General features: G+C 37.3%; 19 protein-coding genes. 3 read left to right on the top strand and 16 right to left on the bottom strand.

Annotated features, from left to right (window positions below; all coding sequences use genetic code 11):
- Positions 1-18 precede the first annotated feature (18 nt).
- From Bccel_RS25845 to Bccel_RS25835, 3 genes are all read left to right on the top strand, one after another.
- Positions 19-432 carry a hypothetical protein gene (locus Bccel_RS25845; RefSeq protein ID WP_036944805.1) on the top strand — a complete coding sequence of 138 codons (414 nt, stop codon included), beginning with the start codon at positions 19-21 and terminating at the stop codon, positions 430-432.
- Positions 433-448: 16 nt separating this feature from the next.
- A complete protein-coding gene (locus Bccel_RS25840; protein ID WP_036944806.1) occupies positions 449-1018 on the top strand; it encodes an imm11 family protein in 570 nt (189 codons plus the stop codon).
- A 64-nt stretch (positions 1019-1082) separates the two neighbouring features.
- A complete protein-coding gene (locus tag Bccel_RS25835) occupies positions 1083-2615 on the top strand; it encodes a hypothetical protein (RefSeq protein WP_036944808.1) in 1533 nt (510 codons plus the stop codon).
- 234 nt (positions 2616-2849) lie between these two features.
- Here Bccel_RS25835 and Bccel_RS25830 read toward each other — a convergent pair whose 3' ends face one another.
- The 16 genes from Bccel_RS25830 to Bccel_RS25755 form a co-directional block, all read right to left on the bottom strand.
- A complete protein-coding gene (locus tag Bccel_RS25830) occupies positions 2850-3650 on the bottom strand; it encodes a beta/alpha barrel domain-containing protein (RefSeq protein ID WP_036944809.1) in 801 nt (266 codons plus the stop codon).
- 32 nt (positions 3651-3682) lie between these two features.
- Positions 3683-4741, bottom strand: coding sequence for a homocitrate synthase/isopropylmalate synthase family protein (locus Bccel_RS25825; RefSeq protein ID WP_036944810.1), 1059 nt, complete (start codon positions 4739-4741; stop codon positions 3683-3685).
- A 10-nt stretch (positions 4742-4751) separates the two neighbouring features.
- The gene (locus Bccel_RS25820; RefSeq protein WP_081927169.1) at positions 4752-5612 is read right to left on the bottom strand and encodes an ABC transporter permease; all 861 of its coding nucleotides are present in this window, start codon (positions 5610-5612) and stop codon (positions 4752-4754) included.
- Between the two features lie 42 nt (positions 5613-5654).
- A complete protein-coding gene (gene modA / locus Bccel_RS25815) occupies positions 5655-6461 on the bottom strand; it encodes a molybdate ABC transporter substrate-binding protein (RefSeq protein ID WP_036944812.1) in 807 nt (268 codons plus the stop codon).
- A 90-nt stretch (positions 6462-6551) separates the two neighbouring features.
- Complete coding sequence (locus tag Bccel_RS25810) at positions 6552-6863, bottom strand: 2Fe-2S ferredoxin (RefSeq protein ID WP_036944813.1); 312 nt, start codon at positions 6861-6863, stop codon at positions 6552-6554.
- 78 nt (positions 6864-6941) lie between these two features.
- Complete coding sequence (gene nifB / locus Bccel_RS25805; protein ID WP_036944814.1) at positions 6942-9656, bottom strand: nitrogenase cofactor biosynthesis protein NifB; 2715 nt, start codon at positions 9654-9656, stop codon at positions 6942-6944.
- Between the two features lie 139 nt (positions 9657-9795).
- Positions 9796-11130 carry a nitrogenase iron-molybdenum cofactor biosynthesis protein NifE gene (nifE, locus tag Bccel_RS25800; RefSeq protein WP_036944816.1) on the bottom strand — a complete coding sequence of 445 codons (1335 nt, stop codon included), beginning with the start codon at positions 11128-11130 and terminating at the stop codon, positions 9796-9798.
- A 211-nt stretch (positions 11131-11341) separates the two neighbouring features.
- Positions 11342-12703, bottom strand: coding sequence for a nitrogenase molybdenum-iron protein subunit beta (gene nifK / locus Bccel_RS25795; protein ID WP_036944817.1), 1362 nt, complete (start codon positions 12701-12703; stop codon positions 11342-11344).
- 5 nt (positions 12704-12708) lie between these two features.
- Positions 12709-14301 (bottom strand): nitrogenase molybdenum-iron protein alpha chain, encoded by a 1593-nt coding sequence (gene nifD, locus Bccel_RS25790; RefSeq protein ID WP_036944819.1) that lies wholly within the window; start codon positions 14299-14301, stop codon positions 12709-12711.
- A gap of 15 nt (positions 14302-14316) precedes the next feature.
- Positions 14317-14700, bottom strand: coding sequence for a P-II family nitrogen regulator (locus tag Bccel_RS25785; RefSeq protein ID WP_036944820.1), 384 nt, complete (start codon positions 14698-14700; stop codon positions 14317-14319).
- A gap of 13 nt (positions 14701-14713) precedes the next feature.
- Complete coding sequence (locus Bccel_RS25780; RefSeq protein WP_036944821.1) at positions 14714-15040, bottom strand: P-II family nitrogen regulator; 327 nt, start codon at positions 15038-15040, stop codon at positions 14714-14716.
- 99 nt (positions 15041-15139) lie between these two features.
- Positions 15140-15961 (bottom strand): nitrogenase iron protein, encoded by an 822-nt coding sequence (nifH, locus tag Bccel_RS25775; RefSeq protein WP_036944823.1) that lies wholly within the window; start codon positions 15959-15961, stop codon positions 15140-15142.
- Between the two features lie 350 nt (positions 15962-16311).
- A complete protein-coding gene (locus Bccel_RS25770; protein WP_036944824.1) occupies positions 16312-16884 on the bottom strand; it encodes an ANTAR domain-containing response regulator in 573 nt (190 codons plus the stop codon).
- 216 nt (positions 16885-17100) lie between these two features.
- The gene (locus Bccel_RS25765; RefSeq protein ID WP_036944825.1) at positions 17101-18270 is read right to left on the bottom strand and encodes an iron-containing alcohol dehydrogenase; all 1170 of its coding nucleotides are present in this window, start codon (positions 18268-18270) and stop codon (positions 17101-17103) included.
- A 228-nt stretch (positions 18271-18498) separates the two neighbouring features.
- The gene (locus tag Bccel_RS25760) at positions 18499-20175 is read right to left on the bottom strand and encodes a hypothetical protein (RefSeq protein ID WP_050753868.1); all 1677 of its coding nucleotides are present in this window, start codon (positions 20173-20175) and stop codon (positions 18499-18501) included.
- Position 20176: 1 nt separating this feature from the next.
- Positions 20177-21580, bottom strand: a complete 1404-nt coding sequence (locus tag Bccel_RS25755) for a sensor histidine kinase (RefSeq protein ID WP_036944827.1) — start codon at positions 21578-21580, stop codon at positions 20177-20179.

Raw genomic sequence — 21580 nt, 5'->3', positions numbered from 1 at the left:
AGGAAAGATGGTGAAAAAATGGGTAATACAATCAAATTAAACCAAGCTCTTCTATTAAAACGACAAAAAATTATGGAAAGATCAACTCCCAAGTGCAATGAAAAGGACAGTCCATGTTTTTTTAGAAGCCCTATAAATAAACCTACCTCAGAGCTGTGGATTATAGATGGATTGATGCTATGCCCTTTAAATCAATCCAATAGAAAATTACAAGACTGTATAAACGAAATACTAAAAGGCTCATTTTGTTATACAGATAAAGTACTGCTTTTTACTATCCAGGATGCTATTTATTCAGCAATATGCCTAGTAGAGGAAGAAATTTTGCAAAGCATACATAATGGACTCTTTCATTGCTCCGATATTCAAAAATACATGGAAAACTTAAATATGCTGACTGAAAAAATAGCAACTCAATATGCAGAAATCTGAAAGGAAGAATAGGATCATGAATTTCTATGTTATTGAAGAAGATACTAACTCAAAAAACAAGATCTTTTTAGATGAAATAAACATTGCCCCCGAAGAAAGAAAAAACATGATTTTAGGCTTGGATTCATATATTCCTGAAGACAACTTACTAATAAACATAAAACACATGGTTAGTGAAGAAATGTCCGATTATTTGAGTTTAAGATTTACATTTGTTTCCCATAAGCTAAAATGTATCATACAAGATAATACTAATGCAAAGATATTTTTTAGGGATACATTTTTCTTATATGACGGTATGGAATTTAACTATTATTTCTGCTGTCCACAGAAAATTGATTGTATATCTTATGAAATTTCAGACAAACCATCTAATAACCAAGCAGAAAAAATCAAACCAGGAATAATGAAAATTAGCAATGGTTTTTCCATAATGGAAAAAGCTATTGAAAACACTGATATATTTAGGGTTGAAGGGCTTTCCAGCAGGAGCTTAGTTATAAGCGAGAGGCTTAAAGGACTATTAGAAGAAAACGATGTAAAAGGAATAAAGTATACGCTTACAAATCAATGGCAAAACATGTAGATGAACAATTTTAAATCGATATCATTTAAAATTAAAATCAGTAATTAGCGAGGTGGATTTGAATATGGATGCCGGTACAAATGCCAGAAAGAACAGTAAAAGCACAACTCCAGGTAAAAAAGGAGAATCTCGCAGCAGAAAAGAGAAAAAATTTATTTTTGAGCGGAGGGGCTTTGTAAGACTTGGTTCGAAATATCCTAAAAGCAGTTTTTATGTTGAAGACATTGAAAACGCACCTATTATTGGTAGCTGGGGAATTGTTGTAAAAGGTGAGGTTTCGTTATATGATATCGCTAAAAAAGAGTATAAGTCTTCAAAAGGAAATGCGTATGATTTTTTTGAACAAATAATTTTCGATGCAAACGGAAAATTATGTCACTCATTCAGTGAGGGCTCTAGGGTGTTTTGGCCTGTAATAAAAGGGACAATATATAAACCGAATAAAAAACTAAAAATACCTGACTATAATAGACTATCCAAATATCCAAACATCGAAAACACCACAAAGTTTTCCTATATTAGAGGGGACATTTATAATATCATAGAGGAATATTCTGAACATACTGAGTATAATCAAATGATTATTAATAATAAAAAAGGAGATATTTTAATTTATCCCAAAAAAGCATTCTATGAAGAATACATATATAACGGTTCTATGGAAAGTTACCCGCTTTACGAACCGCTTCCAATAGTGAATATTGACGGGAAATACTTTTCTGTCCCAGGAAGAACCACAATGCCTTATATGAAATATCTCGAAGGATATAAAGATACACTAAGTGCAAAATATGAGTATGGACCTTTGTTATATGACCCCAATTATCCTTTTAAGATAAATGATAAATTTTTTAAGCTACCTGAATATGAGGGCTTTGTGGATAAACATAACGCCCAGCTTCATGCTGCACCAAAAGAAAATAAGCCGGAGCCTTTCCGGCTTTGTACCGACGAGATATCTCTCGCTATAAACATAAAAGAAGAGATTAAGTTTGCACAAAAAATCACACCAAAAAATAATAAATACGAGATAAAAACTGGCCCTAGTACCAAATCCAGACTAAGTCCCAAAAACATGGTCAAATTTAAAATAAAATCAGGAATAAAGGGTAATCTCATAATCACATTTATAATATCAGGATATTGTGCAATAGAGGAATATTATATCTCCAGGAGTTTTGAGCGTGCAGCTTATGTTTTTGCCTGTGAAACAGCGAAAGGCATTTTATCTGCTGCAGCCGGTATAGCTGCATCATGGGCAGTTGCCGCAGTAATACCTGGTATCGGATGGTGTTGGATTGCTGCATCTGTATCATATGTAGTGGTAGCTTATTTAGTAGATAAAGCACTAGACAAAGTAGAAAATACTGATTTATTGCTTGCTTTTTCAAGCTATTTCTCCGGCATACCATATAAACAGCTAAGAGATGAGTATGAAGACGGTAAATATGCAAATAACAACATTATCATTTTTGGTGTGGATATAGACTTGGATGAATATATTCAAAAGCTTGAGGATACAAAGCTTCATATAAATAGATTCTTAAATGATCCCATGTATCAAAGAGATATTTTTTATAATTTCTATGGTCCATAAGGGTAATTATTAACAACGTTTAGACTATACCCCCGGGCTTTGCACCTCCAATATATTTAGAACAATATCCGTTAGATATATCACAAGAGCTAACTATCCAATTTTGGGTAATAAGCAAAGATTTAAAATACCTAGTCTCACCATACTTCTTGGCAAATGATTGAATTGGGATAATGCTTGAAATCTAAAAGTTAGACATAACAAAATAACCAGAAAGATCCCTGCAAATACTTCCTACCTCTTATAAATTATGTTCATCACTCTGCTTTGCACTTCCATAACATCCCTTATACTGACATTATTCCATTCATCAAGACAACCTTTAACCGCGGCCACAAACTCGGCATAATTGCAATTTCCTGCCCTCTCACCTATCCCCCCTATTGTACAATCTATAAAATCTGCACCGGCCATATATGCTGCCATGGAATTGGCAACAGCCATACCCAGGTCGTTATGTGCATGAAATTCTACATCCACTCCAATCTTTGTCCTTATTGCCGATATTTCCTCGTACACTTTCTGTCTGTAGCATACCCCTACCGTATCAGCATACCTTACCCTTTTTACTCCCTCCAAAGAAGCCTCTGCAACCACATCCAAAAGAAAGCCGAAGTCTGCCCTTGATGCGTCCTCAAGCCCCACCGTCACCTCACGTCCGCTTTCAAGTGCAAAGCATAGACACCTTTTAAGGGTATTTATAACCCAGCTTCTTTCTTTTCTCAGTTTTGATTTTATCTGAATATCGGAGGTGGGAACAGATATATGTATTATATCGGGCTGACATTCTACCGAGTGCTTAATATCGTCAATATTAATCCTGTTCCATGTGGAAATTCTGCTTTTAAGGCCTAGCCCGGCAATTCTCTGTATGCTCTTCTTTTCATCTCCACCCATGGCAGGAACACCAACTTCTATCTGATAAATTCCAGCCTTATCAAGAATCCCGGCTATTTGTATTTTTTCATCAATGCTGAGGGCCACACCCGCTTTTTGTTCCCCATCTCTTAATGTGGTGTCCACTATCCTGATCATAGCACCCCTCCATTGAATTTAAACTAATCATCTCATACAGCTTTGCTGCATGACAAAATGTCTTTCAGCTCATGGTCATACAATTCTCTTTTCATCTCAATGCTTTTAATCCTCACCATATCCAATATAGTGCATATATTATCTTCATCCACTTCCTGTCCGAGCTCCTTAAACTTCTTGCACACTGATTTCTTACCTGAGTGCTTGCCGATAACAAGCTTCCTTTGCTGGCCCACTTCGTTCGGATTATAAGGCTCGTAAGTTGATGGATCCTTTTCAATTCCGTCTGCATGTATTCCCGATTCATACTTGAATATATCCTCTCCTACAACAGGCTTATTGTCCTGCACCACCATACCTGTCATCTTACAAAAGGATTTTTTTAATTGCGGCAATATATTAAGTTTCGTGTTTGTTTTGGTATTCATAAGCAGTTTTATTGCCAGTAGAACCTCTTCTATTGCAGCATAACCATTCCCGCTTCCATATCCCATAAATGACCCTGTAATAGTATTCATCCCGCCCATTATTCCTTCAATGCTTATCGCTGTAGCGATGTTAAATGTGTTATCAGGGCAAACATCAATATCTAAATAATATTTTTTGCTTATGCTCTTGAGAACTTCTACCCACTCATCGGAAACAACCCTATCAAGTCCCTTGATTCTGAGTTTGCCTTTACTTCTTAATTTTCCCATAGCAAGCATCTTATCCAATTTATTAAGATCCTGTATGCTTTCGACTTTATACTCAACCGTTACCGACAAATTGCTTTTTAATATAATATCGCAGAAATAAGGGTTTAACATTTTTATCCACTTAACAACACAGTATTTGATTCCCTTCTTTATACACTCTTCAAGCTCGTACTCGGAGTTTGCCCTGTATATAAAATCTATTCCCTTTGGCATTTTATTGATCTTTTTCATCACTGCAGAATCCACTTCGAAAAGATCTATTCCCATGATTTTAACAAGATTGCAAAAATTCAATATATCACTGCCATTAAATTTGCTCTTACTTGCAACAATCTCAGGCAGTGTTCTGTCAATTATCTTCAAGATCCTATTATTCCCCAGAAACATCGCCATTCTAAACACCTCATTCCTCTAACCATATTTTTGTTATAACTAGCATAATGAACGTTATTATAAAAAGCACCGTCGCTAAAGCAGCCGCCTTAGTTATATCGGTTTGCATCAAAGTATATATCTCCAGCGGCATGGTTCTGGTTTTTCCCAAAACATTTCCTGCAAACATAATGGTAGCACCGAATTCACCCAATGCCCTGGTCCATGAAAGGATTAACCCTACAATTATTGGTTTTTTTATCATTGGAATAACAACTTTTAAAAAGGTTTCTATCTTTCCAGCCCCCATCACATAGGTTATCTCGAGTATTTCCGGATCAATAGCATCGGTTGCTGTTTTTAAGACCTTTATATAAAGGCCCGAGGCAACAAAGAACTGTGCCAAAATAACAGCAAGGGGAGTGAAAACTACTTCCACCCCGAAACCTTCAAGTATTTTTCCAATAAATCCATTTCTTCCGAAAACCAGAAGCAAACCTAGACCTGCTACTGCTGGAGGTAATACTGCAGGTATATTGACGGTCATATCAAGCAGTCTGGTAAAAATGCTCTTTTTGTTATTCATAAGAATAAAAACTACGGGGGTTCCCAACACAAATGTCATTATCACGCTAAATGCAGTTGTCATCAGGCTTATACCTATAGCAGACAGGCTTTCGGTGCTTTTTAGCGAAAACAGAGTATTAATAAATCCTGCTGTGCCGGTTATGGAAACCATAGGTATCATTATGATTATAAAATAAAGAAGCACAGTTATAACCATAAATGCTAAAAGGATTTTTTCTTTATCCAATCTCAGCTTATCTACATCTAATGTATGATTTATATCTTTAGCCTTATACTTTACCGTACTTACACCGCTTCTGCTCATAACCGCACCTCCTTATCCCGCCAATCACTTTTTAATCATACCTTAATCTACAATAAATTTGTGTTTTTGAAGTAATTTCTTCCCCTCATCAGATAGAACATAACCATAAAACCTTTTCACATAATCCCTGTCCTCTGACCCATTCAATATAGCTATAGGATAGGATGCTATTATTTTGTCAAATACAGCTACTTCTACTGCCTTTAACTTTCCCGTGTTTGCTTCTGTAAGATCGGTTGCATAAACCACACCTACATCAACTTCATTTAAATACACTTTACTTACAATGTCTTTCACGTTAAGCTCCCTTGTTTTGATATTGCCTTCAATAAGCTGCATATCTTCCTCATCTATTACATCATCCTCTAATGCCCGCTCCAATGCTTTTATCCAGTACTTACCCACCGGAACGGTTTTATCCCCAACAGCTATCCTGATGCCTCTTGATGCTAAACTTTTTAAATCTTTAACATCATACTTTGACCTTATATTATTTGCTAAAACAAGTTTATTTTTTGCTAAAACCTTATAATCATTGAGAAAACCCTTGTTTTTTAATTCATCTATAAAACTTATTTCGGCTGGTGCATAAATATCGGCTTTAGCACCGTTTTCCAATAAGGTTTTAAGGGTCTGGCTCCCTGCAAAGTTAAACTCCACTTTTACATTATTGCCTTCCTTCTTTTTAAACTCTTTGGCGAGCTCAGTAAAACTTTCACTTAGGCTGGCTGCAGCAAATACAGTTATTCTTTCACTACCGCTCTCAGCCGCTATTTCATCTCCCTTGCCGCAGCCTGCAAACACATACATCATTACCATAGCAAGCAGCAATAAATATATCTTTTTCATTCAAACCACCTCTGAACTATTATAAATGTGCAAACCAATCATATTGCTGCAACAAAATCAATAAAGCATTCCCTACTTAGATTTCAATCATCACTTAATTTCCAGTCGACTTACTACCCTACCGTTTTCAAGATGCTCCTCAACAATTTCTGAAACATCATCAACAGTCACTTCCTTATACCAGACACCATCGGGGTATACAATTACTACCGGCCCCTTGCTGCATATTCCGAGACATCCTGTATTTGTAACTAGAATATCTCCACCCATTTCCCTCTCTTCAATTTCTTCCATAAACTTTTGTATAACGGAAACCGAATCCTTTGAAAAACAATAACCTTTCTGCTGTCCCGTAACCCTTGAACTTGAACAAACAAATACATGATACTTTGGTTTCTGCATTACAAAACACCTCCAATAATTATTTTTAAAATGCTCAATATCAAGCACTTATAGATACAATTTAGACAAAATTATTACTTATACAACCAGGTCAACCTGACCAGTATTTGAGAGTCCTTCCATAGCATTACGTACAGCATCTTCAATTCTTTCACATGTCTGAATCACCTTAACGCCTGCCTTTTCAAGCTCTTTTAACGGCTGATACCCTATTCTCATTGCAATCACAGCATTACAATCGGAAACTGTCTTTAAAATTGCTTGTATTTTGTCTTCATGATTACAATCCTCGCTGCCTGTGCAATACTTGCTTATCATTCGCTGTTCAATAAGCTCTACACCGGATTTACTGTATTTATATATATAAAACCCCTCTGAATGGCCGAAATGCTGATCGACATATATATTTGTTTTTGATGCTACCGCAAAGGTATAAACATTGTCTTTATCAACTTTTGCCTTTTCTGTGCATGGTGCTACACATTTGTCATTCATGAATTCCGACGATAAGTCTTCATCCAAAGCACCTATGGCATCAGCCCTGCACTGCCTGCAATGATACATCTGTTTTAAGTGTATATTGCATTTTTTTCTCAGATCATTAAGTTCCTTGTTGCTGGTCATGGGCATATTTTCAAAAACACTCCCTGCCGCAGGTATAAGCGGCATTATGTTTGTCATAAAGGCACCATATTCTTTCACCTTTTCTACTACAGATTCAATGTGATTATCATTTACGCCCTTTATCATGACAATGTTCACTTTACAGACTATGCCTCTGGAGGATAAATACCTTAGACCCGCAAGCTGGTTTGCCAAAAGGACTCTAGCTGCCTTTTCCCCTGTTAGCTTTACCCCCATAAAGTTTACTTCCCTGTATATGAGTGCACCTATTTTAGGATCAATAGCATTTATAGTGATAGTAACATGGGTTACACCCAGCCTAATTATTTCATCGGCATAATGCATGAGCATCAATCCATTAGTAGAAAGGCAAAATGTTATATCAGGATCGACGGACCTTATCATTTCAAGGGATTTTTTTGTATCATCAAAGTTTGCCAATGCATCCCCAGGTCCTGCAATTCCAATTACCTTAAGATTCTGTACCTTTTGTCTCACATAGATGAATTTCTCCACCGCCTCTTCAGGTGTCAAAACCTTGCTGGTTACACCCGGTCTGCTTTCATTCTGGCAGTCATATTTTCTATTGCAGTAATTGCAGGAAATGTTGCACGCCGGTGCTACAGGGATGTGCATTCTGGCATTCTGGCATCCTCCGCTGAAACATGGATGGGTTAAAGTCTTCTCATCAATTGTGGCTTCTTCCTTCTTCTGCTTCGCTCCATTTTTTACTTCATTTGCTTCAATTTCAAACCTATTTTCCACTTCATTTTTAGCTTCATTCTTGACATTTTTAGCTTCATTCCTGGCTTCATCATCTTCATAATACTTATCAAACATGCTTTTTCTATATTTATTGTATTTATTTTCAATAAGTGTGTTTGTGATTTCGTCAAGGAGCCTTAGCGTTCCATTATAACCGGTTATCACCTGTCTCTGTGCTCCTACCCTGTCATGTACGGGAAATCCTACTCTCACAAGAGGAATTCCATCCTTTTCAGTAATTACTTTTCCATCAGAGCTTCCAATAAGTATATTGGCATTTAAGCTGTTTGCCTTCTCCCTGATAGTATCAAAATCGGCATCATCAATTACTACCGGTTTTTCCTCAAAGTTTTTGGGAAGGACAATCTGGCCTATAACCTTATTTTGAGATCCAGTTGAAAGCAACACAGGCTTAATCCCATTCTCAAAGCAGAGTTTACCTAGTGCATGCACAAGCTCAGGCTCACCATATATTACAGCTCTTCCCTCAGAATTAAATTTATGTGAATCTATCATTCCGTCTATCAGCCTGCCCTTTTCCTTCAATATCTTCTCAGGAACAGGCTTCCCTTTGATTTCTGAAAGAATACTTAAAAACAAGTCTGTATTTTCAATCCCAATGGGCATTGGACATCTATAGAGCTTTACTCCCCAATGGTCCATGAGGTATTGCCCAGGGGATAATTCCTTGCTGATTGTATAACCTATTTCAATAGTGGCAGATGCTCCGGGCATATTCACTATATCACTTATTTTGGTACCTCCGGGAGGGATACGCTTATAGTCTTTGCTGTAAGGGGCATCTAACGTTTCGGAAACATCTGGAAACATTGTATAAGATATCTTAAATGCTTCAAGTATTTCTTTTATGTTCCTTACATCTCCCGGGTTCAGGTTGCTTACAATTATATTGACTCTTCCATTTGGCTTGTTGTTTTTGGCTAGCTCCTCAACCATCGCTTTAAGGGCTGAAAAATAGCCTTCAAACTGGGTTCCGCTATATCCCGGTGTAGGTACAGGCACAATTTTAAGATTTTTTATCTCTTCCTCTTCTTTAAATTCCGTTACTATCCTTTTTATATCTTCCCCTATTGTTTCTGCAAGGCATGTGGTTGCAACGCCAATTATATCCGGGTTATAAACCTTGATAATATTTTTAAGGCCCTTCTTAAGGTTGCTCTCACCTCCATAAACAGTACCTTCTTCACTTAATGAGGAGGATCCTATATCGATAGGCTCATTGTAGTGGCCTGTCATATGTCTTCTTATATAGGTGCTGCAACCTTGTGATCCGTGGAGCAGCAAGATACTGTTCTCAATACCCTTGAATGCCAGTGCAGCACCCATTGGCATACACATCTTACAAGGATTCATATTTAAGTTTACAAAATTTCTGCCTGCCATTTTAATCACCCCAATCTTTATAAACTGCCTTGACGTTAGGTAATTCCTAAAAAATAACTGGTCAACTGGCGGTTTCAAAAATATTGAATTTAGTACTTTTCACCATTAAAAATTGACCAAGGAAATTTTTGAAATCGCCTTAAACAAAATTCCATACAGGACTATTTACTGTCGAATCTATTTCTTTTGCAAAATTCACTGCACCTTCAAAACCGCATAACGGGTGCTTTCTTTCGTGGTTATGATCGCAGAATGCAATTCCCAGCTTGTAGGCTAAGGGTCTTTCCTTCACTCCCCCAACCAGGACATCTGCACCTTTTTCCTTGATAAACTTCTCAAGCTCTGCTGGGTTTGTATCATCAAGTACCACGGTATCACTGCTTGCAAGACTTCTTATAACATCATATTCATCTTTTCTTCCAGTTTGCGTTCCTACCATGACGGTTTTTATGCCAAGATCTGCAAACTGTTTTATGAGTGATATTGCTTTAAAGCCTCCTCCTACATAGATAGCAGCTCTCTTGCCATTTAGCCGTTCTCTGTAACGTGAAAGCTCTGCTCTTACTTTAAGCTCTTCAATAAAAACCAATTTCTTTACTCTATCTGAAGTTTCCTTATTTTCAATCATATTAGCTATATTCATTAATGATATTTTTGTATCCTCAATACCGAAAAAGCTTACTTTTATATATGGTATACCGTATCTTTTCTGCATTTCTTCTGCAAGGAATGTCATTGATCCGGCACATTGAACAACATTTAAAGATGCTTTCGGGGCATTTATAATTTCCTTGTAAGTAGAATCCCCTGTAACCTTTGCAACTACATCTATCCCTACCTGCTTTAAGTATTTTGTTATTATCCACATCTCACCTGCCAGGTTGAAATCTCCTAAAAAGTTAACTCCATTAATCTTTTCCGCGTTGGGCTCTCCCATTAGCTTTAACAGTGCCCTGCAAGCTGCTTTATATCCCATTGATTTATTTCCTGCAAATCCGCTTGATAAAACAGGTATAACCCTTATTGAATACTTCTTCTCTGCACTTTTGCAAACCGCTTCAATATCATCACCAATTACTCCAACAATACATGTTGCGTAAACAAATATAAGCTTTGGTGAAAACCTTTCTACAATTTCATCAATCGCAGCTTCAAGTTTTTTCTCTCCACCGAAAATTACATTTTCCTCTCTTAAATCAGTTGAAAAACTGTTCCTGTAAGTGTCGGATCCGCTTGTAAGACTACCCCTTATATCCCATGTATAACTGGCACAACCAATGGGACCATGAACTAAATGAAACGCATCGGTTATAGGGTTTAATACAACTCTTGCACCGCAGTACACACAAGCACGCTGGCTAATAGAACCTGCAACGCTGTCGGACTCGCATTTTAAATTGTTTTTAAACTCTGAATTACAGAATATAGACTTTTTTCTTTCTTCCAATATGTCATTCTCTAAAATATTTTCCATAGCTATCACCCCTTTCGGCTGTTTTTCTAAATTTTTAGGTAATTAATAATATCCTCACTTTTACCAGTGAGACAGAATGGCCCATTCATGGAACCTCAATGCCCCAAAGGGCCTTGACGAACGTCTTTGGTATGTGGTGCAACAGATAAAATGGTTATAAATGCGACTTTGCGTAATTGGTAAAAGTGAGGAATAAGAGGAAGGGGTATGCTTACAGTATGAGCTCCAGATCTTCATCTGCTGCATCTCTGTCCTGTCTGTCAAGTAATGTGTTGCTGATCATTTCAATTATTCTCATAGCACCTTTGTACCCTACTATGGGTAAATAGGAATGTACACTTCTATCTAATATGGGGAATCCAATCCTCATAAACGGTATGTCTTCCGCCCTAGCTATATACTTACCATAAGTTGTTCCCATAATGAGATCAACAGGTTCTTCTTTAATCCATTGGTGGAGAGTAAAAAGATCTCCAAGGGCTTTTACTTTCCCTTCTATACCTGATTCCTCCAGCATGGATTTTACTTCCTTTTCAAATGCTTCTCCAGGAGTTCCTGTCAAAACATACTTTGGAATCATTCCTAGGCTTAGAGCAAATTCAGTAAGAGCAATAACCAGATCAGGATCACCGAAAATAGCTACCTTTTTGCCGTGATAGTGGTAATGGCAATCCACCATTATATCTACCACCTGACCTCTTTCCTCTTCCAGTTCTGCCGGGACTGGCTTACCTGTAAGCTTTGATATCGCCATAAGGAAATCGTCAGTTGCTTTTATTCCAATTGGAGTCTTTAGCACCTTTCCCGGTACCTTACATTTCTTTTCAAGTGCATATACTGCATCGCTTGAAGCAAAGCTTCCTAAAGCAACAGACGCCATGGAATTACCTGAATCAATTATCTCATCTACTGTAGTACCGCCCTTCGGGTACATTTCATATTTTCCTGTCATTGGAGCATCAAGTACTCCGCTTGTATCAGGAAGCATTATGTACTCCTGGCCAAAGGCCTTCATTATTCTTTTCATTTCTCTCATATCTCCTGGGTTTACAAACCCAGGCAGTATATTAACCTTTTCATTTGGAGTCTTGCTGTTTTCTGACAGATACGTAACCATGGCTTTTACCATGTTTGAAAAACCAGTTACATGTGACCCCTGGTAGCTTGGTGTATTTGCATGAATAACCAGTTTACCCTCAGGGATTTGTGCTCCCGCAACAAACGAAGGAATATCATCTCCTATAGTCTCTGACAGACATGTTGTGTGTATGGCAATAATATCTGGGTTATATATTGAAAAAACATTTTTAATTGCTGTTTTTAAGTTTGTTCCTCCTCCAAAAACCGATGCACCTTCTGTAAAAGAGCTTGTTGAAGCCATTACGGGGTCTCTGAAATTCCTTGTAAGAAACTTTCTGTGGTATGCACAGCAGCCTTGTGACCCATGGCTGTGAGGAAGACATTTATGAATTCCAAGTGCTGCATACATTGCTCCTACCGGCTGACAAGTCTTCGCAGGATTTACTGTCAAGGCACTTCTTTCGGAATATTCCTTAGGTGTTAAATCTAACATATCAATTACCTCCCTACATAACTTCCTTCAATCATAGGCTCGGTCTTCCACGGTGGAGTCACGAATTTCCATGAAGGAGTTGTTAATCCCATTGTAATGTCTCTTGCAAAATTTACGGCACCTCTGAACCCTGCATACGGTCCGCTGTAATCGTATGAATGAAGCTGTTTTGAGAAAATACCAGCCTTATGTGCAATATATTTATCCTTTATTCCTGAACAGAATATATCGGGCTTTAAAATCTTAAGGAGTTCTTCAGTTTCATAATGATTAAGGTCATCTATAACTATGGTTCCATTAGGCATATCCTTCATCATACCGGCATAGTAGTTTAATGATATTTCTTCTTTCAGCTTCTCATATCTGTCTTGTGATAAAGTTACCCTGTAATATTTGGGATCCTGCTGAACCTCTATGCTTTCAATGTTTTTGCTGTCACCGTCTTCCTTTATGTTTGGTATTACTTCTCTACCTTCATAGTCGTCTCTGTGAGCAAATTCATACCCTGCAAGTATTGTTTCAATACCTAAATCCCTTAGCAAGTACTGATAGTGATGAGCCCTGGAACCGCCGACAAATAGTGCTGCTGTCTTACCTTGGCACAGCTTTTTATACTGATCCATCATTTCACTAATTTCAGACAGTTCCTCTGCTATTACAGCTTCAGTCCTTGCTGTGAGATCAGGATCATCAAAATACTTGGCTATGTCCCTTAGGCTCTTTATTGTACTATTTACTCCAATAAAATTAACCTTTATCCAGTCAGTTCCATACTTGGTACGCAACATTTCACCTATATAGTTTATTGAACGATGACATTGGATTAAATTGAGATCTGCCTTATGTGCACTTTTCATTTCTTCTACAGTACCATCTCCAGGTATTGGTGCAACAATATCATAGCCTATTTTTTTAAGCATCCTCTCAATTTCCCAGCCATCACCACCAATGTTATACTCTCCCAATATGTTTATAGCATATTTACCTACAGCCCTATCACCTGTACCGATAATATGCTTGATAAGACCGTTATTTGCAATATGGTGACCTCCTGATTGGCTGACACCCTTGTATCCTTCACAACTAAATGCAATAGTCTTTATCCCATATTCTTTTGTAGCCCAGTTGGCTACTGCGTTTATGTCATCACCGATAAGACCTACAGGACATGTGGAACATATCATTATAGTTTGGGGTTTGAAAATGCCTACTGCCTCAGTTATTGCTTTCCTCAGTTTTTTTTCTCCTCCGAATACAATATCGCCTTCCTGTAAATCTGTTGAGAAGCAGTAATTTAAATAATTCTGCTCATCTCCTTTGGTTCTTCCCTTGTTTCTTCTTGTACCCCAGGTATAGAATCCACATCCTATAGGACCATGTGTTATAATCAAAGCATCTCTCAAAGGTCCCAAAACAACACCCTTACAGCCTGCATAGCAGCATCCCCTATTAGTTATTATTCCAGGAATTGTTCTTGTATTGGCTGTTATAGTTTGTGGTTCCGGTGTTTCGGTATTTCTAAGGAGAACATGCTCCTTACGATTTTTAAAGACACTTGCCGGATACTGCTCAATAACTCTATCTATTTTACTTTTCATCACTGCCACCTCCCACTAAACGGCTTCATTTCCTGTTTCGCCAGTCCTTACTCTTATAGTATCCAGAATAGGCAGAACGAATATCTTACCATCCCCCTGCTTACCTTTGCTGTTTGTATTAATAATTATTTCAACTGCTTTTTTAACCTGATCATCCTCAACAATGAGAGATAAAAGCCTCTTGGGTAAAAGCCTGTGGCCCTCTGAGACAACCTCAGCCAGCATTGGGGACATCATTTCATTTCCATTAATTAAATCTTCTATCAATGAGTAATCAACCTTTTTCTTTCCACGGCCCATTACCTTTTTACAGTGTAAAGATGGGAACTCTTCCTTTAAAAGAGCATCTTTCGTCTTATTGATCATATCCATTCTTATTATTGCCATTATCTCCTTCATAAGCTTCTACCCCCTATAGTTCGCTTGATCCTGAGCTTATTGTATAGGCCTCTTCAACAGGACTGATAAAGATTTTTCCATCACCAAAAGCACCTTTCTGTCCGGTTTTGGCATTTTTCATTATCAGTTTTACTACATCATCCTTATCTTCATCTTTTACAACCATTATCAGCATTTCCTTTGGTATTTCATCATAGAATACATCTCCTACTTTAACACCTCTCTGCTTTCCTCTCCCCATTACATCTATCTTCGTTACCGCCGGAAAACCTGCATCGCACAACTCGGACAATACAGTATTAACTCTCTCAGGTCTAATGATAGCTCTTACCATTAACATAATTAATTCCTCCAATCTATTAAGATCTATATTTTGATAAGCTTTTCATTTAAATTAAAGTGATTAATCTCTTACATTTGTCTGTCTCAAATTCCAATGTTAAATATCCAAAATACCATGTTCCATAAGGATTGACTCAAGTCTGTCCTGTACCATCGGTTTTGGTACAACGAACATGTCATTTTCATCAACAGCTTTTGCAAGACCACGATATGCTTCAGCCTGTTCATGTTCAGGAGAGAAATCAATAACAGTTTTCTTATTTATCTCCGCCCTTTGAACCTGATTGTCTCTTGGGACAAAGTATATAAGCTGGCTTCCCAGTTCTTTTGCAAAGGCTTCAAGAAGTTCTTTTTCACCATCAACTTTTCTGCTGTTGCATATAATACCTCCAAGACGAGTTCCTCCGGTTGAAGCATATTTCTGAACACCCTTGCATATGTTATTGGCAGCGTACAGAGCCATCATTTCACCACTAGCAACAATATAAATTTCCTGTGCTTTTCCTTCTCTTATGGGCATTGCAAACCCTCCGCAAACAACGTCACCCAATACATCATAGAACACATAATCAAGATCATCCGTATAAGCTCCCAACTGTTCAAGCATGTTGATGGAGGTTATAATACCTCTTCCTGCACATCCCACACCAGGCTCAGGACCTCCTGACTCAACACATCTTATATCGAATACGCCTCTTTTCATGATGTTTTCGAGTTCAACTTCTTCACCCTCTTCACGAAGTGTATCCAACACACTCTTTTGTGCCAACCCGCCTAGTACAAGTCTTGTTGAATCTGCTTTCGGGTCACAGCCTACAATCATTATTTTCTTTCCCATTTCACCCAATCCGGCTGTCAAGTTCTGTGTTGTAGTTGATTTTCCTATTCCACCTTTACCATAAATAGCTACCTGTCTCATAATAACGACCTCCATTCATTTTTTGATTGATGATTACTTTTAAGCTAGACATTTAACAAAAAAGGGCACTAAAATCATAGTTTTCGATTTTAGCACCCTGGCTCTTTCCCGATATAAAAATCATTCAAGGATCTTACATCAGATATTAACTTTTCTGTTACTACTTACTATAGCACCATTATTATTAATTGTCAATATATTTTTGCAAGTTTTATTTTTATAAATTGCATTTTAAAGTTATATTTTAATCATCCCTTAGTGATGCTTCAAATATAACTTCCGCTATCAATTTCGCTCATGTGTTGACTTAACTCGTCAACACCCGCTCAAAAGCGGAAGTAATATTTTAATCATCCCTTAGTTAATATCAGGGCTTCCGCTATTTCCTTCATGGGAATGCGGTTATCCCTGCTCTTTCTTCTTATCACTTCATAAGCCGCCTCTTCAGTGTATCCATCCTTCTGAACCAAAATCCACTTTGCCTTTTCTACTATTTTTCTGCTTTCCAAAGTTTCGTTCAGCTTTTTTACTTTTCTTTCATATTCAATAATTCTGCTGTAATTCAATAAAGACATGTCTATTACCTGAAGTGCAGGTTCTTCGTATACAGGCTTTGTAATATATGACAATACCCTTTTTCCCTTTATAAATTCAATAATTTTATCATTTTTAGTATTCATCACCACGACACATGCTGCAAGAATCTCATCATCAATTATTTCAAGTACTCTTTTAAGTTCAGAAAAATCATTTGTGGCTTCGACAATAATGAAGTCTGGAACGTTGGTTCTTATGCATCTTAGAAGGTTGGTAGGCTCTTTTAAGTAACCTATAAAAACATGGCCGCTGCTTACCAATATATTTTTAAATAAAGTTAATGTCCGTTTATCTTCGCCTGATATGATGAACTTACTGCAATCCATATGCTTCCCCCTCCTCTAAAGATAATTGCTCTAACACTTTTTTTGCACTAAAAAAGGCTTTCCGTTACATATTCCATGTAACAAGAAAGCCTCTATGCCTTTCATCAACTACACCATAGTAGTGAAAACAATTTTTAAGGATAAATAAATATTAACATGAATTAGACTTTTTTGCAAGTGTAGATTTATAAAATTGCATTTTTCCATCCCGTTGCTTTACGTATTGGCAATCCTCAATATATTATATACATCATTCTTGGCAAGCTTTTTGAAATTACCTACTGTAGAAGTTCCTCCCCTAGTACATTTGGAAGCCATCTCTTCCATCCTGTCGTCTGTAATTCCAAGCTCTTTCATAGTCACTGGAAGCCCAATCCGTCTGAAAAAGTCCTCCAGCTTTTTAATACCTTCCAAAGCAGTTTTTTCCTGATCTTCAAAGCAAACATCCACATTCCAAACCCTGGATGCAAACTGAACAAACCTTTCAACATTTTCTTTGTAAACATATTTCATCCACGCCGGAAAAACTACTGCCAACCCTGCACCGTGAGCTACATCATATATACCGCTGATCTCATGTTCAATATCATGAGAAGCCCAATCCTGAACCCTTCCAGTACCCAGCAAACCAAAGTGTGCAACTTTTCCTGCCCACATGATCTCTGCTCTTGCATTATAGTCATTGGGGTTTTCCAATGCCAGGGGAACATTTCTAATCATGGTCTTTAATGTAGCTTCACAAAGCCTGTCAGTCAAATCAACATTTTTTGTATTGGTAAAATACCTTTCCATAATGTGTGCCATAATGTCAGCAGCCCCGCATGCTGTCTGGTAATCAGGCAACGTATAAGTAAGAACCGGATTCAAGATAGAATATACCGGACGTACCAAATCTGATCCCATACCTCTTTTATACCATCCGTCTTCATTTGTTATAACTGAATTAGGACTAGCTTCACTGCCCGCTGCTGGTATTGTAAGAACTACACCTACAGGAAGTGCTTTTTCTACTTGCCTACCGTTGAAAAAGTCCCAAACATCTCCTTCATAAGGAACACCTATTGCAATAGCCTTAGCAGAATCAATAACACTTCCCCCTCCAACAGCCAACACAAAGTTTAAGCCATTATCACGGCAAAGCTTAATACCTTCTTTTACCAGACTTAGCCTTGGGTTTGGAACAACTCCTCCAAGCTCAACAAACTCTATACCTTCATCCCTCAATGACTTAACCACTCTATCATAAAGGCCGGATTTTTTAATACTGCTTCCGCCATAGTGCAGCAATACCTTTTTACTATAGCTTTTGGTGAGTAATCCTACCTGATTTTCCGTATCCTTCCCAAACACTATCCTGGTAGGGCTGTAAAATTCAAAATTCTCCATATCCATCCTCCTGATAACTAATTTTAATGCATTTTATCCAGTATACCATATTACTTCCAGGCATCATAGGCCCTATTTAGTAATGACTAAGGCCATTTTAAAAAATATATTATTCAAGTCTTTTTTGTATAATATCATTAATTCAGCTTTCTGAAATGCCTCATTGACTAGTCGATTATTTGTTAATGCCTAAACGTAACTTCTGTTGCAAATCCCGTTCATGTTTAGCTATTCTTCACCAGCTACCCGTTTGTAGTCGTTTTTCATAAATGTGTCCTCCCAGTTATCAACATAATTTCCTGTAGCCCATTCAGCCATAATAACGGATTCGCCCTTATTAAGCTTAATCTTTGCATAAGGCTCATATTTAAGTCTTCCTTCGTTAATCTGATAGACATAAAGCTTGGATTCGGATACAATAACTGCCAAATCTTCATTCGGAGAAGTAAATGCATCAACTGCATCCGGGACACGATCCTTAATATCTGTCCATGGCAATGCAAGAACATCATACCTCACCAATGTATAAGGTATAATAAGATTGATATTAAAATCATGGTATCCAAATACACCATTATTATTGTAATTGAGCCTTCCTTTTAAAAACCAATGTCCATTTTTTCTTTGCATATAGAAATTCTCTTCTTCAATGCTTTCATCCATCATGCTGCCTCCTGATGATCTAAGGCCTGAGATCAAACTGTTTCTTGAGTCCCGTAGCATCTTAAGACCTTTATCTCCTGCTATATGAGATATCTTCAGGCCATGTTCACCTGTAATATTATCAACAGGCTGTACCTTCATGATGTTAATTTCTTTACCTTCCTTTTCATTAGACAGTTTATCTCTATAAGTAACTTCCATGGATGCATAATCATTACCAATAAAAAGGATTTTTCTATATACGTTTTTCCAGTTACTGAATAATCCATTTTGCTCCTTATTGTTTGGAGGCTGTATTATGGAAGAGTTTAATGACTTGCTTTTATCAGAAAGGTTTGATGTTCCTGAATCCACACTTTTATTATTCAATTGGTATGGATTATAAACCATTAGTTTGTCTTCTTCCCTTAATTCTGCATTCTTAGTTGCTGTATCCTTAAAGACTCCTCCTATAGTGCTTTCATGTGTACCTTCTTTTCCAACCACTTCTGAAGAACTTACCTTCACTCTGTCACTTTCAACCTTCCAAAAACCATTCTTTCTTGGAAGAAATATGTTATCCGTTTCCAAGACAGGATGAAAAACAGAATCCTTACATGCTATCCATAATGTTTTATAGCCATACTCTGTAATAGAGCCGTTATTCTTTATAAATCTGATTCCCAATAGCAAGCCCGAGCTCATACTCTCAGACTCAGTCTGCAGCTGGGTCTCGTTCTCCTGATCTTTCATATTGGCCAATTCCCTAACAAGCATTTGATCTATATTTTTATCAAGCCTTTTTATCATATATATACTGCCTTGAATTGAAAGCAATGCTTCATCGTTACTTATCCTGATAAAATCATATAGAAACTTGTCTCCCGATGTAATGGTTGTAACAGATACCTCTTTTTCGCTGGCAGTAAAATCAATGGAAGATATACCGTACCTGAATAGAAAGTAATCTTCAGCAACTACTCGCTTGACCTTATACCCGGTTTTAGCCCATATATTATCCCCAACTTTTATTCCATAAGTTGAAAAAACAGCCTTTTTACCAATCCAACTCTCAACATCCTTTTTCTTTGATGATGGAAATCCTCCATTTATATAATTTACAACCTCCCAAACACCCTCAAAGGGTAAAATATTGTTTTTGGGAGGAGCTATCTCAATACCCGGCGATTTGCCCATAGTAAAACATCCTGGAAGAAGAACAAATATTAACATCAATGCACTAAGCTTTAATGCTTTAATCAAATTAAATCCCACCTCCATCAAAAGGTATTATGACTGTAACTTCAGTACCTAATCCAAGCTCACTTTTTATACTTAAGGACCCTCCCATTCGAGTAACTAATTCATCACAAATTGAAAGACCTATTCCATTTCTTGATTTCTCGTTTTTTCCTTTATAAAACCTCTCCTTTACCTTTGGGAGTTCTTCCGGTGAAATCCCGCAGCCAGAATCCTTAATAACAAATATGACCTTGTTATCCTCGCAATGAGTATTAAAATTAATCTTACCGGCTGGAGGAGTAAAACGGAAAGCATTGTCAACTATATTGATAAATACTTGTTTTAGCCTGTTTTCATCGGAAAATATATTTGGAAGCTCTCCACTGCGTGTAACGGAAAACTCAACATTCTCCCTTTCAGCTCTTGCTGCAAGCTGTATTTCCAAGTATTGAAGAAGGTCATTCAGATTAACCTCCTTATTTACTATTTGCAATTTACCTGATACGTACTTAGAGAAATCCAATAGCTCCTCAACCATGGAAGTAAGCCTGTCACTCTCCTTCTCAATTATCTCAAGACCATCCATGATAAGCTCCCTGTCCTCAGGGTTTCCAACTTTTAAGGTAACTGCCCAGCCTTTTATTGATGTAAGTGGAGTTCTCAGCTCATGGGACACCGATGATATAAAATCATTCTTAAGCTGCTCCTTCTTTAGTATTTCCTCAGCCATATGATTCAATGTATCGGAAAGCCTTCCGATCTCATCATCATTCTTTTTAATACTCTTTATCTTGTAATCCCCTAATGACATTCTTTCTGCAACACCTTTAATCTCCTTAAGAGGCTCAACAATTGAATTGGCAAGCAATACACTTAAAAGACCACAAATCAAAATTACAGCAATCCCTATAAAAATAAAAATTTTAGTAATTCTCCCTACTTCTCTGTTTATATCCTCCAAAGATGCTATAAACCTCAGAACAGCAACAGTTTTATTTTCCGACTTCGACTTTAAAGGGCATGAGACTGCCATAACCTCCTCATCAGTGTAATCAACATTCCCTACCCATGTACCTATTCTTCCGCCTAAAGCTTGTTGAACGTCCTTCATACCAGATACATCTTTATGCTCATTAGGGATTGAATCCATTGTTACAACACCTTTAAGATCAACTATCTGAACTTGTGCAGTGGTAGTTTTCCAAAATGTATCAACATCATTTAAAACATTTTCATAAATTGACGTATCGGAGTAATACCTAAGATATATATCAGAACACACCTTAATTTGGCTGACTAAAAAGCCTTCCCTGCTGATATAATAGTTTTGCTTTATTACATTTATGAGAAGTATCTCCAAAATAAGGACTGTTATAATAATTACAAACATGAAATTTGCTGCCAATCTGGTTCTTATGCTTCTCAT

Source organism: Pseudobacteroides cellulosolvens ATCC 35603 = DSM 2933 (genome assembly GCF_001262605.1).
Taxonomy (GTDB): Bacteria; Bacillota; Clostridia; order Acetivibrionales; family DSM-2933; genus Pseudobacteroides; species Pseudobacteroides cellulosolvens.
This window is presented reverse-complemented; position numbering and strand designations above follow the sequence as displayed.

Excerpts from the sequence above, each read along its gene's own strand:
- nifD (WP_036944819.1), bottom strand. The coding sequence starts at position 14,301 with ATGAAAAGTAAAATAGATAGAGTTATTGAGCAGTATCCGGCAAGTGTC.
- Bccel_RS25770 (WP_036944824.1), bottom strand. The coding sequence starts at position 16,884 with ATGGATTGCAGTAAGTTCATCATATCAGGCGAAGATAAACGGACATTA.
- Bccel_RS25840 (WP_036944806.1), top strand. The coding sequence starts at position 449 with ATGAATTTCTATGTTATTGAAGAAGATACTAACTCAAAAAACAAGATC.
- Bccel_RS25830 (WP_036944809.1), bottom strand. The coding sequence starts at position 3,650 with ATGATCAGGATAGTGGACACCACATTAAGAGATGGGGAACAAAAAGCG.
- Bccel_RS25780 (WP_036944821.1), bottom strand. The coding sequence starts at position 15,040 with ATGTTAATGGTAAGAGCTATCATTAGACCTGAGAGAGTTAATACTGTA.
- Bccel_RS25785 (WP_036944820.1), bottom strand. The coding sequence starts at position 14,700 with ATGAAGGAGATAATGGCAATAATAAGAATGGATATGATCAATAAGACG.
- Bccel_RS25810 (WP_036944813.1), bottom strand. The coding sequence starts at position 6,863 with ATGCAGAAACCAAAGTATCATGTATTTGTTTGTTCAAGTTCAAGGGTT.
- nifK (WP_036944817.1), bottom strand. The coding sequence starts at position 12,703 with ATGTTAGATTTAACACCTAAGGAATATTCCGAAAGAAGTGCCTTGACA.
- Bccel_RS25845 (WP_036944805.1), top strand. The coding sequence starts at position 19 with ATGGGTAATACAATCAAATTAAACCAAGCTCTTCTATTAAAACGACAA.
- nifH (WP_036944823.1), bottom strand. The coding sequence starts at position 15,961 with ATGAGACAGGTAGCTATTTATGGTAAAGGTGGAATAGGAAAATCAACT.
- Bccel_RS25755 (WP_036944827.1), bottom strand. The coding sequence starts at position 21,580 with ATGAGAAGCATAAGAACCAGATTGGCAGCAAATTTCATGTTTGTAATT.
- nifE (WP_036944816.1), bottom strand. The coding sequence starts at position 11,130 with ATGGAAAATATTTTAGAGAATGACATATTGGAAGAAAGAAAAAAGTCT.
- modA (WP_036944812.1), bottom strand. The coding sequence starts at position 6,461 with ATGAAAAAGATATATTTATTGCTGCTTGCTATGGTAATGATGTATGTG.
- Bccel_RS25765 (WP_036944825.1), bottom strand. The coding sequence starts at position 18,270 with ATGGAGAATTTTGAATTTTACAGCCCTACCAGGATAGTGTTTGGGAAG.
- Bccel_RS25825 (WP_036944810.1), bottom strand. The coding sequence starts at position 4,741 with ATGGCGATGTTTCTGGGGAATAATAGGATCTTGAAGATAATTGACAGA.
- Bccel_RS25820 (WP_081927169.1), bottom strand. The coding sequence starts at position 5,612 with ATGAGCAGAAGCGGTGTAAGTACGGTAAAGTATAAGGCTAAAGATATA.
- Bccel_RS25835 (WP_036944808.1), top strand. The coding sequence starts at position 1,083 with ATGGATGCCGGTACAAATGCCAGAAAGAACAGTAAAAGCACAACTCCA.
- nifB (WP_036944814.1), bottom strand. The coding sequence starts at position 9,656 with ATGGCAGGCAGAAATTTTGTAAACTTAAATATGAATCCTTGTAAGATG.